15 protein-coding genes are annotated in these 14,745 nt (G+C 43.3%); 4 read left to right on the forward strand and 11 right to left on the reverse strand.

Going from position 1 to position 14,745, the window contains the following annotated elements; genetic code table 11:
• Positions 1-28: 28 nt before the first annotated feature.
• The 8 genes from EKG39_RS11370 to speA form a co-directional block, all read right to left on the reverse strand.
• Positions 29-898 carry a putative ATP-dependent zinc protease gene (locus tag EKG39_RS11370; protein ID WP_126505874.1) on the reverse strand — a complete coding sequence of 290 codons (870 nt, stop codon included), beginning with the start codon at positions 896-898 and terminating at the stop codon, positions 29-31.
• A gap of 340 nt (positions 899-1,238) precedes the next feature.
• The gene (locus EKG39_RS11375) at positions 1,239-1,622 is read right to left on the reverse strand and encodes a SpoIIAA family protein (protein WP_126505875.1); all 384 of its coding nucleotides are present in this window, start codon (positions 1,620-1,622) and stop codon (positions 1,239-1,241) included.
• A 439-nt stretch (positions 1,623-2,061) separates the two neighbouring features.
• Positions 2,062-2,418: a DUF3802 family protein gene (locus EKG39_RS11385; protein ID WP_126505876.1), complete on the reverse strand. Its 357-nt coding sequence runs from the start codon at positions 2,416-2,418 to the stop codon at positions 2,062-2,064.
• 130 nt (positions 2,419-2,548) lie between these two features.
• Positions 2,549-3,124, reverse strand: a complete 576-nt coding sequence (locus EKG39_RS11390) for a YceI family protein (RefSeq protein WP_126505877.1) — start codon at positions 3,122-3,124, stop codon at positions 2,549-2,551.
• 162 nt (positions 3,125-3,286) lie between these two features.
• Positions 3,287-3,928, reverse strand: coding sequence for a pyridoxamine 5'-phosphate oxidase (gene pdxH, locus EKG39_RS11395; protein WP_126505878.1), 642 nt, complete (start codon positions 3,926-3,928; stop codon positions 3,287-3,289).
• Positions 3,929-3,992: 64 nt separating this feature from the next.
• Entirely contained in the window at positions 3,993-4,913 is a 921-nt protein-coding gene (gene speB / locus EKG39_RS11400; RefSeq protein WP_126505879.1) for an agmatinase, read from the reverse strand.
• A 30-nt stretch (positions 4,914-4,943) separates the two neighbouring features.
• Positions 4,944-5,873, reverse strand: a complete 930-nt coding sequence (locus EKG39_RS11405; protein WP_126505880.1) for an adenosylmethionine decarboxylase — start codon at positions 5,871-5,873, stop codon at positions 4,944-4,946.
• A 50-nt stretch (positions 5,874-5,923) separates the two neighbouring features.
• Positions 5,924-7,837 (reverse strand): biosynthetic arginine decarboxylase, encoded by a 1,914-nt coding sequence (speA, locus tag EKG39_RS11410; protein ID WP_126505881.1) that lies wholly within the window; start codon positions 7,835-7,837, stop codon positions 5,924-5,926.
• Positions 7,838-8,256: 419 nt separating this feature from the next.
• On the opposite strand from speA, the gene EKG39_RS11415 reads away from it, so the two are divergent.
• The 4 genes from EKG39_RS11415 to EKG39_RS11430 all read left to right on the forward strand — a co-directional run bounded on the left by EKG39_RS11415 (position 8,257) and on the right by EKG39_RS11430 (position 11,864).
• On the forward strand, positions 8,257-9,090 hold the full coding sequence (locus tag EKG39_RS11415) for a CvfB family protein (protein WP_126505882.1): 834 nt from the start codon (positions 8,257-8,259) through the stop codon (positions 9,088-9,090).
• Positions 9,091-9,244: 154 nt separating this feature from the next.
• A complete protein-coding gene (locus EKG39_RS11420) occupies positions 9,245-9,910 on the forward strand; it encodes a YceH family protein (protein ID WP_126505883.1) in 666 nt (221 codons plus the stop codon).
• A 248-nt stretch (positions 9,911-10,158) separates the two neighbouring features.
• On the forward strand, positions 10,159-10,968 hold the full coding sequence (locus tag EKG39_RS11425) for an ABC transporter permease (protein ID WP_185817591.1): 810 nt from the start codon (positions 10,159-10,161) through the stop codon (positions 10,966-10,968).
• Positions 10,965-11,864 carry an ABC transporter ATP-binding protein gene (locus EKG39_RS11430; RefSeq protein WP_126505885.1) on the forward strand — a complete coding sequence of 300 codons (900 nt, stop codon included), beginning with the start codon at positions 10,965-10,967 and terminating at the stop codon, positions 11,862-11,864. The genes EKG39_RS11425 and EKG39_RS11430 overlap by 4 nt, the downstream gene beginning before the upstream one ends.
• A 463-nt stretch (positions 11,865-12,327) precedes the next feature.
• Here EKG39_RS11430 and EKG39_RS11435 read toward each other — a convergent pair whose 3' ends face one another.
• The 3 genes from EKG39_RS11435 to EKG39_RS11445 all read right to left on the reverse strand — a co-directional run bounded on the left by EKG39_RS11435 (position 12,328) and on the right by EKG39_RS11445 (position 14,489).
• The gene (locus tag EKG39_RS11435; RefSeq protein ID WP_012142953.1) at positions 12,328-12,534 is read right to left on the reverse strand and encodes a cold-shock protein; all 207 of its coding nucleotides are present in this window, start codon (positions 12,532-12,534) and stop codon (positions 12,328-12,330) included.
• Positions 12,535-12,834: 300 nt separating this feature from the next.
• Positions 12,835-13,647, reverse strand: a complete 813-nt coding sequence (gene rlmA / locus EKG39_RS11440) for a 23S rRNA (guanine(745)-N(1))-methyltransferase (protein ID WP_185817583.1) — start codon at positions 13,645-13,647, stop codon at positions 12,835-12,837.
• 23 nt (positions 13,648-13,670) lie between these two features.
• A complete protein-coding gene (locus EKG39_RS11445; RefSeq protein ID WP_126505887.1) occupies positions 13,671-14,489 on the reverse strand; it encodes a hypothetical protein in 819 nt (272 codons plus the stop codon).
• Between the last annotated feature and the right edge of the window lie 256 nt (positions 14,490-14,745).

The raw sequence follows: 14,745 nt of genomic DNA on the forward strand, positions 1-14,745 counted from the left end.
TTATTGCTCTTATACCGATTGGTATTAACTAGAGCGAGACATCGACCATATAATGGCCCTGTAACCAATTTCGTCCGATAAGAAGTTTATAACTCATCTTACTGCGATCTTTAAGGTTAACCTTTACTTTATACTCTTGTCCCGGCTGGCCCACAGTCAACTCGACCATATAGCGTATTTCGCTCCCCTGAGCATTGCGGATCAATGAGGTTTCAACGATCATCGCATTGACCCGATGAGACTCCCCTTTCTCATTTTCGGTCGTAAAGCTCAAGCGTTTGCCAATATTCTTCTCCATATCCGGCTCACCGTTCTCCACCTTAAGATCGACGGCATGGAGTGAGTTCTCGACAGCCCCGGTGTCAATACGGGTTTCAAAAGTAAGTCCAGACTCGAGAATATTAATCGGCGCAACAGGCCCTATTACTTTCTTTTCTGACACATCGACTATGTATTTCCCTTTAAGCCAATTCCGGCCTATGAGTAACTTATAATCCATATGGTTTCTATCCCTCAGGTTAACCCTGACTTTTCTCTCCTTGCCCTGGAAACCCACATTAAGGTCAACCATATAACGAGTCTCCCTTCCCTGAGAGTTACTCACGGTCGAGGTTTTCACAATCTTAGCCTTCAGACGTTTCTGTTCGCCATCTTCATTCTCTGTGGTGAAAAACAAGGTTTTCCCCACATTATCTTTCATATTCTTTTCACTGCCCCCTTCTATCTCCAAATCGAAAGCATGAAGAGAGGTATTCACCGCACCCGTGTCTATTCTGGCCTCATAACTTAATCCGGTCTGTTCGACCGACATCAACTCAGATGAACCAATAATTGCTTTATCTCCGGCCCAACAGGTACTTGAAGCGAGTAACATACAAAAGCCAATTTTTCTCAGCATTCCTAATTCCTAATAATTATTACCAGTTTCATTGAATATACTATCACCCTCGCCTTCAGAGACTTGAACTCACGCTGAATGAACTGATATTTAACGACATTTGTCTAAAACCGATTGATACAATATCTAAACACAATACAGATCGACTTAAAACTAGATACTGGCCAGTTTTACATGGGATTAATACCGATTGATATAATACTGTATCTACATAAAAATGTCGGCACCAGGCCGACACTTAACTAACATTTACAATTCACTACAAAATTTACGAAAAAGATTTAACTCAAGCTACAAGGCTTTCATTTGATCCTATTTAATGAGATTAATATGTACAGACTCAGACTGAATCACTCGTCTCAGACTCTTTCATCCACTGTAGCGCAACTCCAGCTTCACTTCGCTCGAAGACCTTAACCGGACAGGGGATCATATAGGCTAATGCATTCGCCATCCCGGCGACCAAGCGACTGTCTGTAATAAACGCCACCCGATAAAAATCGGTCAGATGAAACAGACCAAGTTTGGCATCATCCCATAGAGTTTCGACAGATATCCCCTCAAAGGCTTCATCAAATTCGTACCAAAGTTTAATGCTTGCATGGTCTTTCAACTTCGCTTCGATGACAGGCAATAAGTGTTCGTCATAATCTTCGCCGGTGACCACACCTGTCGCCCTGATAGCGACCGTATCATGATCAAAGCCATTTAATAATTTAAGCATCGCGCACTCCTTGCATCTGCTAAGGGTGAAAATTTATAAATCAGTACACAAAATGAAATACAAACAAACTAAAAAGAGTAGCCGTACAGAAGCAATGAAATACATGAAGGCTTCTACATATCCCCTCTTGATAATGCTTGAGGTGTCGTGAAAATTGTACGCCTAACCAGACAAGTATAAATGGAATAAAGGGCAAAGTGATCACAAATGGAAAGAAGCCCCACCCCAAACCAAAGGCGTTGCGGCTAAAGACGTGCACCAGAGCCCAAAATACCAGTAAGGCAAAATAGACAAAAAAATGTTGTTGCTCGAAAGAATATTTCCACATAGTCAAGTGAGTACTCCTAATGTGAATCTCATCCAACATTAGGTGTCTTCTCTATATGACACAAGTTATCGCATGTAAAAATATGTAAGCAATTATAAAGTAAACAGCGAGTTACTCGGCAATAAGAATTTTAGAGATCTCCTGATCGAACAGGTTTTTGATCAGACCAGAAAATTCAGTGATAAAAATCGTTTGTTTGGGGGTAGCTTTACGGTTCGCGACGCTCGCCAGGATCTCTTCGAGATCATAGACGATGGCATCGATCTCACGAATAACTTGATTACGTTGAGCAAAGGTTAGCGATGGATTTTGCCCACACACCATAATGATCTGTGCAGAAAGCTGCTCTTCAAATAGCTCCATTACAGTATCATCAGACACACCAGCGGCTTCTTTTCCCTCAAAAAGCCCTAAATGCTCTGTGAGGAATTGAATGAGATGCATATATCCATCTTTATCGGTAACCATCTTCGACCCTATTCATGTACTCAGTTAGAGCATGGTAGATACTATGCTCATTATCCAGTTTAAAAGACACTTTTTTGGCATTATGAAACAGTTTTTAGCTAGAGTCTCGATTTTACTTTGTACTTTGGGCTTAACGACTTAAATTCAAAATAAATGAGACTGGTACAGACTTGCTAATTGATGTGAGACCTGCGATATCTCTCAATTTATCGATCCCTGATGACAGCCCGTATTGCGCTGCATTAACAATAGTCGGTTGTGTACTCGAAACCAACAAACGCTGTTCGCTAAGTTTAGCAACTGTGACAAAGAGTGTCTTTGTTTGCATTTTACCATGCAGATTTATATCGGCTGCGATCTCCATCACTCCAGTGTCACCTACCTTAATATTTGCGAGCTTAGCCATATCCACGGTCGCGTTCAGTGTCAGCTTAGGAAATGCGCCAACTTCGAAAAGAATATCTTTTAAGCGACTATCACGTATATCTACATTGGTCCAAACACTGGCAAGTTCGATAGTTAAGGTAAAATGCCCCTGTTCGGTTAATTGACCGGAAAAAGTCTTGAAATGATTAATCTCGGCAACATCGACTTTCTTAATTGAAATGAAACTGATATTTGAGCTGTCATTATCGATGGACCAAGGTTCAGCCGATGCCATAAAGCCAAATGACAATAGCAATAACCCTATAATTGAAGTTCTCATATTCTCCCCTTAGCGGTCTTAGTAATTAATTATGATGTTGAGCGAATAAAATTCACACAGTAACAAGTATAAGAATGAAAATGAGAATTTGTAAATGTATCGTGATGAAGGGAGTGAGGGATACGCTTTATATCCCTCAATATTTATACAAACAATGAAAACCTAGGGGGCGAGACGGCTTATATCCCAACTGGAATGTTCTTTTGAATAAAGAAAACGATCATGTAATCTATGCTCACCACCTTGCCAGAACTCAATACTGGAGGGCTTAACAATATAGCCGCCCCAAAATTTGGGCAATGGTACCTCACCTTGGCTGAATTTCGCCTTCATCTCAGCAAACTTAGTTTCGAGCGCCTGCCTTGCTGATATTTTACTGGATTGTTTAGAAACCCAGGCAGCAATCTGGCTCTCTTTGGGTCTGGTAATAAAGTACTTCATCACCTCGGCAGTCGACAGAGGCTCAGCTTCACCTGTGATAGCAACCTGACGCTCCAGTGAATGCCAAGGAAAGAGTAGACTGACCTTTGAATTTACCTCTATATGTTGAGACTTACGGCTCTCAAGGTTAGTGAAAAAAACAAACCCGTCTTTATCGAATCGTTTAAGTAACACGATTCTCTGAAAGGGTTGGCCATCTTCATCTACCGTTGCTACCGACATGGCAGTCGGATCGCTGAGTAGCTCTGAATCGCGAGCTTCTTCCATCCATTTGGAAAACAGATCTATTGGATCGGCAGGCAGGTCCTCCTTATGAAGCCCTCCCAGCGTATACTCGCGTCTGATATCACTCAGCTTTGACATTTCTGATTGTTCCTACTCTTGATTCGATAAAAGATGATGCATAACAGATCATCTTTAATTATTTTTACTTATTAGCGTCGCACCACACATGCAGTAACTCAAGACCCAGGGTCGCACCGGCGAGCGCGGTGATCTCGGCACTATCGTAGGCAGGTGCAACTTCTACTACATCCATACCCACAACGTTCATACCACTCAGTCCACGGATAATTTTCATCGCCTTATCGCTGGTGAGTCCGCCACATACGGGGGTTCCGGTTCCCGGTGCATAGGCGGGATCCAGACAGTCGATATCGAAGGTCACGTAGAGTGGCATATCCCCTACCCTCTGTTTGATCTGAGTCACGATCTCATCGGCGGTCATATCGTTAGCAGCAGCGGCATCGATAACCTTAAACTTATGGTCGTCATGATTGTATTCGGTTCGAATACCAATTTGTAGTGAATTTTCAGGCGCTATGATCCCTTCATTCGGTGCATGATAGAACATGGTGCCATGATCGTACTTGCTTCCCTGGCTATAGGTATCGGTATGTGCGTCGAAATGAAGCAGTGCCATCTTGCCATGCTTTTTATAGTGAGCTCTGAGCAGTGGCAAGGTCACGAAGTGATCGCCGCCAAAACTTAACAAGGCTTTGCCTGAATCAAGAATCGCCGTAGCGAAGTCTTCGACACGCTGAGTAAAGTCGGCAGCATCACCACAGTCATAAACCAGATCGCCTGCATCAACAACTTTCAAGCGCTCACTAAGCTTAAAGTCCCAAGGCCAACGCGTTTCTTCCCATGCTAGATTGATCGAGGCTTGACGAATCGCACCGGGTCCCATGCGTCCGCCAGAGCGCCCAGTGGTTGCCATATCGAAGGGCAGGCCTAAAATCACGACATCTGCATCGCTTTGAATAGGATTAAAGTCTAAAGGCTGTCTTAGATAACCAAATGCATTGGAATAGAGAGAGTAATCAGGTTTATCTGCAATTGTGGTCATAAAAGCTCCAGAAATTAAAAAGAATCATTATTACAAAGATTCAGGGATCAGCACTTCATTACTCTGCTGATGATATTGATTGAAATAAACGGTATCACTTGCGGTTAACGGTAGTGAACAACTCGCCACCGATATACAAGCGGGAAAACCTTCCGCGGATATTTCGGTATTGAAACCTATGATATCCCAGCTTCGGGGGTTTAATATATTTAACAGGTCGGCGAATATATTGAACGAGCCTTGAGAAAAGTGCAAGTTTGTTTCGATACTCACATAAGAGCCCTTTTCCTGAGGGGTGATATGTATGGTCATATATTTCTCATTCCACAGACCATTAATTGAATATCCGAAGGGGTCGAAAATATGATCATCAAATACGAAATCCGGAAACAGACACTCGAGCCTGAGCATATCCCTGATCCCCCTGCTCGACTGCTTATCACTTCTCAGGTATTCGGCTACGTCACCCTTGATGTGATACATCAGCAACTCACAACTATTCTGAGGAGAACGCCATTGCGCTTTCGAATCGGTACAAAAAATATAGTGATGATGTGTATCTAAGTGGCCGACACGATATGCACTTCCGGCGATCTTTTCTCTCAGCCGCGACAGGTCACATTCGAAACTGCTCGCTTGAAGGTGAGAAAGAGACTCACTCTTTCGCTGATAACTGGCAGAGGCTATCGCGCTTTCACCTAGCTTATCGACAAACATGAGTACTGCATCGGCAAGCGTTGTCGTTCCACAGGTTAGCATCAGAAACTTATGGTCCCAGACAAACAGGCTGGACTCACTTAAAATGTAAGCGTCACAATAAGCATTAGACATCTTTGAAAGAATTTCAGCATTTGCACTTGCGACTACCCCAGCCCAAAAGCTATCGCCCATTTGGCGTAGAGAGGGGGCCGTAGAGGATACGACCACTTCAATTTTTTTTTCTGAACCTTCAAAAAACATACAATTGAGTTACCCAGTCGCAGGCTCATTATAAGCCTGCTCTAATTACCTTATGAGAAGTCTTCCAGATAAGTATAACCTTTCAACCCTAGCTGTAACTCTTCGAGTATATTCGCTCTCTCAGCTTCTTGAATATGCTTATTGACCAACTCTTCATAGGTACGCATAAATGAAACAGCATCGAGGTTCACATACCTAAGAACGTCCGCCACCGTGTCCCCGGCCAGAACAGATTCAATATTGGTTCTACCATCGTCATCGAGACGTACGACTGCCGAGTTGGTGTCTCCGAACAGGTTATGCATATCGCCCAAGATCTCCTGATACGCCCCCACAAGGAAAAAGCCTATTAAATAGGGACTCTCTGCACTCCAGGTCGGTACAGGTATTGTGGTTTCAATTCCCTGACCGTCGACATATTGATCGATTGTACCATCTGAGTCACAGGTGATATCTAACATAACCGCACGGCGCTCAGGTGCCTTATCCAGGCCGGAAAGCGGCATGATAGGAAACACTTGATCGATTCCCCAAGCATCCGGCAGAGACTGAAACAGCGAGAAGTTAACAAAAAACTTATCGGCCAGTTTCTCATTTAACTCATCGATAATAGGCCTGTGGAAGCGGTACTTAGGGCTCATCACATCACGAAGCTCATGACAAACCCTGAGATTAACCTGCTCCGCCCATGCTCTCTCGGAAAGACTCATTTGGCCTAAGGCAAATAGCGAATGCACCTCGGTCAGATCGCTCTGACAATCATGATAGATCTCAATCAATGCTCGTTGGTCGGCTCTGCCACTCACTTCGCTCCAAGACTGCCACATATTGTGCAGCAGCTGTGGCGCATCGGTTTCAGGCGGCTGAATAACTTCTGGTTTATACGCTTCGGTGCCTATGACATCTGTGATCAACACGGCATGATGTGCCGTAAGGAAACGCCCCGACTCCGAGATAATTCTTGGCATCGGCTCCTGATATTCATTACAAAGATCGGTAAGTACACTCACAATATTATTAGCGTACTCGGTTAATCCGTAGTTCATTGAGTTAGAACTTTGGCTACGAGTACCGTCGTAATCGACGGCAAGGCCACCACCAACATCGAAGCACTTAACATTAGCCCCAAGCTTCTGAAGCTCACAATAGAAGCGGCCAGCTTCACTCACACCCTGGCGAATATCCCGAATATTAGCAATTTGAGAACCAAGATGAAAATGTAGTAACTGCAAGGAATCCAGCATCTGCTCTCGTTTCAATGAATCGATAACAGTAAGTACCTGGGAAGCCGAAAGGCCAAATTTAGACTTCTCTCCACCACTGGCTTGCCACTTGCCCTTCCCCTGAAATGCAAGACGTACCCGACAACCTAATCTGGGCGTCACACCAAGCTTTTGAGCTTCTTCCAAAATGATCTTAAGTTCAGATAGCTTTTCTAAAACGATATAAACTTTATGACCCAGTTTTTCACCGATTAAAGCCAGACGAATATACTCGACATCTTTATAACCGTTACAGATGATCACTGAACTGGCCTTCTGAGCCATGGCAAGTACAGCCATCAACTCTGGCTTGCTGCCCGCTTCGAGTCCCAATTGTGGCACTTCTTTAGAAACCTGGCTGGCCAGGATCTCTTCGACAACGGTTTGCTGCTGATTGACCTTAATCGGATAGACCAAGAGGTAATCGGCTTGATATTGATACTTCTGTATTGCTTGGTTGAACGCCTGACAAACGCTGTTTACCCTATGATGTAAGATCTGAGGGAACCTAAGCAGCACTGGCAAGGCAACACCAGACTTGACCATATCTTTGGCAAGTTCATTTAGCCCTATACTGTATTCAGGGTGAGAGGGATCGGGAGATACGGTTACTTCTCCACTGTCACTAATCCCATAAAGTCCCTGACTCCAATAATTAACGTTGTACCCGGTGCGGGCATCATTAATAGACCAATCACTCATATTCTTTAAACCTGTATATAAGCCAGATAAAGTAGTACCGAACTGGATTGTCGGTACTGTCAGTTAAAACTAATGTAGCAAAGCCATTCGTCATTAGGCGTAAAAATCAACTTACGTCAAACCAGTCAATATGCATAAGGCACAATTATACTAGCTTAAATCCGTTTGCCATTATAACCAAATTAAAGGAGCGCGATTAGACACCTCAAATAACTATTTTGCAAGTAGTTGCACCACATAATTTGTGAAGTTCTACTTGTACTATATCGATGAAGATTACCATGAAAGTTATCGGAAGCAGTCTGCGCGGCTAAATTTCATTCAATTAGTCCAGTTAGATTAAAATCACTTACAGATTAATGGCTCATTTTCCACTATAATCAGCAGCCATAGATATGTCGTAAGCAATAGAGAACTCCATGATACAGATAGGCAAAACCAGCACACTCGAAGTCGTTAAAGTCGTTGAATTTGGCGTTTATTTAGATGGACAGGAACTCGGTCAAATACTTCTACCGACCAAGGTCATGCCAAAAGAGTGTAACTTAGGCGATATGTTAGAGGTGTTTGTCTACCTGGACTCAGAGGATAAGCTCATTGCTACCACGCGTAAGCCTTTAGCTGAAGTGGGTCAATTCGCCTATTTAGAAGCCGTTGCTACCGGACCATTCGGTGCATTTCTAAACTGGGGTTTAGACAAAGATCTACTGCTTCCTTTCGGTGAACAACACCGTGAAATAGAGGAAGGTCGCTCTTACCTTGTCTACATCTATCAAAGTCATGTCGATGATCGCATCGTCGCCTCTTCAAAGATCGACAGATTTCTCGACACGACACCGCCTCCATATGATGCAGGCGAAGAGGTGAATCTTATTATCGGTGGCACTACCGATCTCGGTTACAAGGCGATTATTAATCACAGCCATTGGGGCGTGATCTTCAAAAATGAAGTGTTCCGCACACTAAGTTTCGGCCAGCGAATGAAAGGTTTCATTAAGCAAGTTCGCAGTGACGATAAAATTGACCTTATCTTGCAAAAAGGGGTCAAGGAAGAGTTAGATAAGCATTCGACGACTATCATGTTTAAACTTAAACAAGCCGGTGGTTTCCTCCCGTTAAATGATAAGACGGATGCCGATACCATTTACGCCAAATTGTCTATGAGCAAGAAAGCATTCAAGAAGAGTATCGGTGGTTTATATAAAGCCAAACAGATCACCATCTCTGTCGATGGAATAAGATTAGTCGATTGAGTTGTCTAATATCGATTGGTATAGCCTGAATTTAGGGTACTTAGGACGATTCGACTAGTTTTCAAGCGGTAAGATGATATCTGATAATTCGTCGCTTGATTAAAAGCATGACTCTGTTATAACAAAGTCATGCTTTTTTTATGAGTCTCCAGAAATGAAACTAACACTCCATGAAGCAAGAGTTATCGGATGCCTTCTCGAGAAAGAGGTCACCACCCCGGAACAATACCCCCTCTCTTTAAATTCACTGACACTTGCCTGTAATCAAAAATCGAGCCGAGAGCCGGTGCTGTCGATGACTGAAACCGAAACGCAAATAGCCGTAGACGCTTTGATGAAGCGAAGACTGGTAACAGATCAGAGCGGTTTTGGCTCCAGAGTGGTCAAATATAAACACAGATTCTGCAATACAGAGTTTAGCGATCTTCAATTAAGCCCGGCTCAATATGCCCTCGTTTGCCTCCTGCTTCTGCGTGGTCCGCAAACGCCAGGTGAGCTAAGGACCAGAAGTAATCGATTACACAATTTCGAAGATGTCGCCGCCGTAGAAAAAACGCTGATCACTTTGGCCCAAGCCGATCCGGCTATCGTTCACCAACTCGCCAGAGAACCAGGAAAAAGAGATTCTCGTTATGAAGAGTTACTTTCAGAACAGATCAAAGGAACCTCAGTGCCCACTGCACAACATTCGGCTGTGACTCCCGATGACGGTGAGCTAAATGAATGTAGCGATGAGGTGGGAAAGTTATCGGCCCGGGTGACACTGTTAGAGAAAGAAGTTGTCATGTTGAAAGAAGCACTGCACGATTTACTTAATTGACAAGCAACAACTGACCGACAAGAACTAATAGCAATAGGTATAAAAGTAAAATCTGATTCTCACAGAAACAATCAGATACGAAACGATCAGTAACAATCGACCTGTTACAAAACGATCTGTTACAAAACATAGATCCCCAGAGTACCATTGGGTGAAACTAATCGGTACTCTGGGGTTTATCGTACCTATCTCATCGGCATAGCAAACAAAAAGGGATCACATTGGAAACTAACGCTGACTCAGGCTTGATGCGTAATACGCTCATACTAGCCAAATTTGAATTAAAAAAATTACTGTTTAACCCCAGAGGATTAATCGCGCTTGTCGCATTCTCACTGGTGTGGTTATTACTCCTTTTATACCCTATTCGCAGCGCATCCAGCTTTTTACTCAACCCAGAGTTTAAACAACTGATTGCAGGTGTATTTGGTGAGGAGTCCATCAGTCAGTTGTTTCAATGGCAGGTGGCCGAGATGGCGATTCTATGGATATCGGCACTCTATATTTTCCCACTTTTCAGTATCTTTGTTTCTGCGGATCAATTTGCATCAGACAAACAAAGAGGCACTTTTAGATTCCTCACGCTTAGAACGGGTCGCGACAGCTTATTTCTTGGCCGATATATCGGCCATATGCTAATCCAATCGCTATTGCTCATGTTTACTATTTTGGCTACGGTAATTCTTGCAATGTCACGTGACGCGACACTGCTACTGCCGGCGCTCACTTCCGGGCTTATCGTTTTTATCAATATGTTCATCATTCTTACCCCGTTCACGGCATTGATGGCTATTCTTTCTCTGTACGCCAACTCTGCCAGGCAGGCGACTATCTACGCCATTCTGCTTTGGGCTGTGAGTGCCATTGTGCTTGCCATAATCAATAACTACATTCCATCACTTGCCGGGCTCCTTCACTGGACCTTACCTGGTGCCCAACTAAGTTTGATGATCAATACACAAGGAATGGGCAGTTTTGTTTATGCCCCCATCCCTGTTATCCAGACTCTGGTGTTGCTTTTCCTTGGTAGAACTTACATGAAAAGGAGTTCATTATGAGTCTGATAAAATGTGAGATGCTCACTAAATCCTATGGCAGCAAACTGGCCCTAGACAGAGTCTCAATTGAGCTTAAGGCCGGGTCACCAATAGCACTTGTGGGACCCAATGGCGCAGGTAAAACCACCCTATTCAGCTTACTGTGTGGATATTTATTGCCGAGCAGTGGTTCGGTGACAATCATGGGAGAGAAGCCCGGCAGCACTAAACTGCTTGGTAAAGTTGCATCACTACCACAAGATGCAACTCTGGACCCAAATCTTAATCTAATCACTCAATTCACTCTATTTGGTACTCTGCAAGGATTAACGACTAAGCAAGCAAAAGCTGAGAGCCTGCGTGTATTGTCTCTGGTCGACCTTGCCCATGTTGTGGAGCAGAAACCACAATCTCTGAGTCATGGTATGAGTAAGCGGGCATCCATAGCTCAGGCTCTGATAGGTTCGCCTCAGCTGGTCTTATTGGATGAACCAACGGCGGGTCTGGATCCTGCAAATGCCAAAGTAATACGAGAGTTGGTGAGATCCCTGTCGTCCGATATCACTTTCGTTATCAGCTCACATAACCTGGATGAGCTTGAAAAATTATGCGACCAGGTGCTCTACCTCGATCAAGGCAAGCTTGGACAGTCTGTATCGATACAGGAAAACATGACCGATGAGTACCTCACGGTTTCGATGCAAGAATGCGAAGATGAACCCTTCGTTTCGGCTCTTGAAAGTCTGGCCGGCATCAACAGCGTAACTAAGAAGCAGGAGAATGAATATTTGATCCATTATTCTGCCGAAGAGATCCCTGATATCGAAGTTCAGTTCTTTACTCTTTTAGCGCACAAGGCTTGGAAATACCGTGCGCTACTGAAAGGCAGAACCCTTGAGGATAAACTTTTTTCATAAAGTTATTCCGCTTGTATTAGTACTTGTCATTTAAGGCATCACAATCTGTGGTGCCTTTTTTATTCCCCACTAACAACCTGCTTCTCGCTTCCTGACACTCTTCAGTCGATGTCATACTGAAAGTCGACGGACCATGTAAGCTCCACCTGGCCTCACTCATTAATGGAGCGACTACAGTTAACCTTGGCTATAGTAGAGCAGCCTATATCTTAAAACTGTAGATGAAGATAGCGAATTCCATGCCAGTGAAAATCATGCCACCATAATAATACTCATAAGTATAAGGAGCTTGATAACGGCTGGCTGGGGCTGAGCAATTCAGGGGGGATTTAAACAGGACGAGAGTGGAAAGCTGGAAGTCTGGATTGGTTACGATTATTCTGCAGACATAAAAAAGAGCTGCGATAAATCGCAGCTCTTAAAAATTCTTTTGGATTAGCTAAAGCTAATCAAAGGCTCAAACTTAAACGATAGTTACGTTTTCAGCTTGTGGACCTTTCTGACCTTGAGTCACAGTGAATTGAACTTTCTGACCTTCGTCAAGAGTTTTGAAACCGTCAGAGTTGATTGCACGGAAGTGAACAAAAACGTCTGGACCAGACTCTTGCTCGATAAATCCAAAACCTTTGTCAGAGTTGAACCACTTAACAACGCCAGTAACTTGAGACATGATATAAATCCTGTAACTTAAATAAAATATAGCCTAAACGGCAGTAGAGCTTGAAAATGCCGGTATTACTTATGTTAACAGGACGAACAATTCGTATTGGAACATAAAAATAAATGCAACCTTCGAGCTGCATCTACTATAAATCATTCTCTGCTCATGTCAACAATCAAATCACCAGAAAACCATCTTTTCGCTTTGTTATCTGTCGCTTGGTTTTATTGAGATGATTGTAAACATGGTGTAAAAACACTAAAAACAGGCGCTTGCTCATTTTTTGAGCGTTCATCCATTTATTTTTGATTAAATGGCTTTAAAAACCTCAATTTTGAAGTCCAACTCGCATTTGAGCCCATTTTTTATCAATTTTCCCTTCTGTTCATCGGTCAACTTCCAGCTATAAGGCGTCATGTTAAGAAAATGAGTGATATCCATTTCATCGCTGAGTGCCAGCATTGACTCCAAATTTTCCCGGTGAAGTAACTCAAAACCAGCGATCTGACTGCTCTCGGTTATATGGGGAGTTGGGTTATCATAAATCATTTTCTTAAGGGCAAAGTGATGGTTCTTTCCAGCAGACGCTGTGATCAATATGCTCTCTTTTTTGGCCACGCGCCTTAACTCTTCATCTAAAGAAGGTGCATAGATGCGCATCATAAGATCAAAACTCTCATCCGCAAATGGCATTTCGAATGCGCTGGCAACACAGAAGCTGATATCTGAGTATCTTTTCGATGCGTATTTCAGGGCAGACTTAGAAATATCCAGACCTTGAAGCGAAAAATTCATATCTGCAGACATGGCATCATTTAAACGATGACTGTAATAACCTTCACCACAGCCAATATCTAATCCGGCTTTGGCACCATGAGCGTGCTGCAAGGCTAATTCATTAACCCGATCGCTAAGCAGTTGATAATGTCCTTTATTAAGAAACTCTCTGCGAGCAAACATCATCTCCTTATTATCGCCTGGATCTTTAGAGCGTTTCTTCTGCACTGGCAGTAAGTTGACATAACCCTCTTTGGCACAATCGAACCTGTGGTTATCAGGGCAATACCAGGTTCGGTCTTTCAATAGCAAAGCTTGTTTACATAGGGGACAACGATATTTCATCATTTTTCCGTTGGTTTATTTGGTTACTCTTCGTCAACAATCAGTTGTTGAACCATGTCGTTAATCGCAGTGGTCGATAACAGTTTATAGTATTCCAGCTTACGTGTTTGTAATTCATGTTTTGAAGCATGATTAGCCGAATACTGCCAACTTACTCGCTCCACAGATTGATTGTAACTTCGGGACAACCACTGTTTTTTTCTCAATAGTTGCGCGTCTAGCTTAGTGACTTCAGCACTGATCTCCGGATGACGTCTAACCAGCTCGCTGCAACTAAAGGCAGTAAGGTCGCTCCTGACATTTTCTAACTCGCTTATCTCGAGCAATAACTCTTGGGTATTGAGTTCATGTTGAACCGCTCTGGCGACAAGGGCCTTCGCCCGCATAAGCTCTCTTGGCCCATGGAATAATCTGTTATCTTCCTCTAGAGGGACAATTTGCCACATTCCTGACTGCACAATAGAAAACTGCGCTTGAGAGTTACACCCTACGTCGATGAACAAGCCCTCTCTCAGCTGACTGGCACACATACGCGGAGAAATACCTAGCGCACTAAACAGGCGCCAACCTTGCCCTGCACTTCTTGTCAATGGAGTCCTATCATCGAGCAATGTCGTAACGTCTGCATTTGATGGTTCCACTGCTATAGAAAGAAAAGGGTGCAATCTAACCATGACAGACAAGGAGTCGTCACAGATAGATACAATAATGAACTCACCTATATGGCCATTCATTACTTGTAATAAGCTGAAGTCACTCGTACTTTCGTGCAAGGTTACAATCAGTCTGGAGTGATGATCGAGTTTTAAAATTTCAGGCTGTGTTAACAGGGGTTCAAACATAGTACAACACCTCTATTGGGTGAGGGATTGTACATGGCTTAGTTTATTTGTACCAGCTATGTAACTGGTTACAATTGAACCATATATACACATGCTGGATTTCTAGCTAGCTTGATTATTACGATAAAACCCGACTCCCCCCCATGCTTACCCTTTATGTGTTTAAAACACATTCACAACCATAGCGTTTAGGTACAATAATTGAACTCAACGGCCCCTTTGTGATTCCTCACAGTGCCTTAGTCTCACCATTAAG

Source organism: Shewanella atlantica (assembly GCF_003966265.1).
GTDB lineage: Bacteria > Pseudomonadota > Gammaproteobacteria > Enterobacterales > Shewanellaceae > Shewanella > Shewanella atlantica.

What these genes read in the sequence shown, in the direction of transcription:
- EKG39_RS11370 (WP_126505874.1), bottom strand. Translation starts at nt 898, where the DNA reads ATGCTGAGAAAAATTGGCTTTTGTATGTTACTCGCTTCAAGTACCTGT.
- EKG39_RS11375 (WP_126505875.1), bottom strand. Translation starts at nt 1,622, where the DNA reads ATGCTTAAATTATTAAATGGCTTTGATCATGATACGGTCGCTATCAGG.
- EKG39_RS11385 (WP_126505876.1), bottom strand. Translation starts at nt 2,418, where the DNA reads ATGGTTACCGATAAAGATGGATATATGCATCTCATTCAATTCCTCACA.
- EKG39_RS11390 (WP_126505877.1), bottom strand. Translation starts at nt 3,124, where the DNA reads ATGAGAACTTCAATTATAGGGTTATTGCTATTGTCATTTGGCTTTATG.
- pdxH (WP_126505878.1), bottom strand. Translation starts at nt 3,928, where the DNA reads ATGTCAAAGCTGAGTGATATCAGACGCGAGTATACGCTGGGAGGGCTT.
- speB (WP_126505879.1), bottom strand. Translation starts at nt 4,913, where the DNA reads ATGACCACAATTGCAGATAAACCTGATTACTCTCTCTATTCCAATGCA.
- EKG39_RS11405 (WP_126505880.1), bottom strand. Translation starts at nt 5,873, where the DNA reads ATGTTTTTTGAAGGTTCAGAAAAAAAAATTGAAGTGGTCGTATCCTCT.
- speA (WP_126505881.1), bottom strand. Translation starts at nt 7,837, where the DNA reads ATGAGTGATTGGTCTATTAATGATGCCCGCACCGGGTACAACGTTAAT.
- EKG39_RS11415 (WP_126505882.1), top strand. Translation starts at nt 8,257, where the DNA reads ATGATACAGATAGGCAAAACCAGCACACTCGAAGTCGTTAAAGTCGTT.
- EKG39_RS11420 (WP_126505883.1), top strand. Translation starts at nt 9,245, where the DNA reads ATGAAACTAACACTCCATGAAGCAAGAGTTATCGGATGCCTTCTCGAG.
- EKG39_RS11425 (WP_185817591.1), top strand. Translation starts at nt 10,159, where the DNA reads ATGCGTAATACGCTCATACTAGCCAAATTTGAATTAAAAAAATTACTG.
- EKG39_RS11430 (WP_126505885.1), top strand. Translation starts at nt 10,965, where the DNA reads ATGAGTCTGATAAAATGTGAGATGCTCACTAAATCCTATGGCAGCAAA.
- EKG39_RS11435 (WP_012142953.1), bottom strand. Translation starts at nt 12,534, where the DNA reads ATGTCTCAAGTTACTGGCGTTGTTAAGTGGTTCAACTCTGACAAAGGT.
- rlmA (WP_185817583.1), bottom strand. Translation starts at nt 13,647, where the DNA reads ATGAAATATCGTTGTCCCCTATGTAAACAAGCTTTGCTATTGAAAGAC.
- EKG39_RS11445 (WP_126505887.1), bottom strand. Translation starts at nt 14,489, where the DNA reads ATGTTTGAACCCCTGTTAACACAGCCTGAAATTTTAAAACTCGATCAT.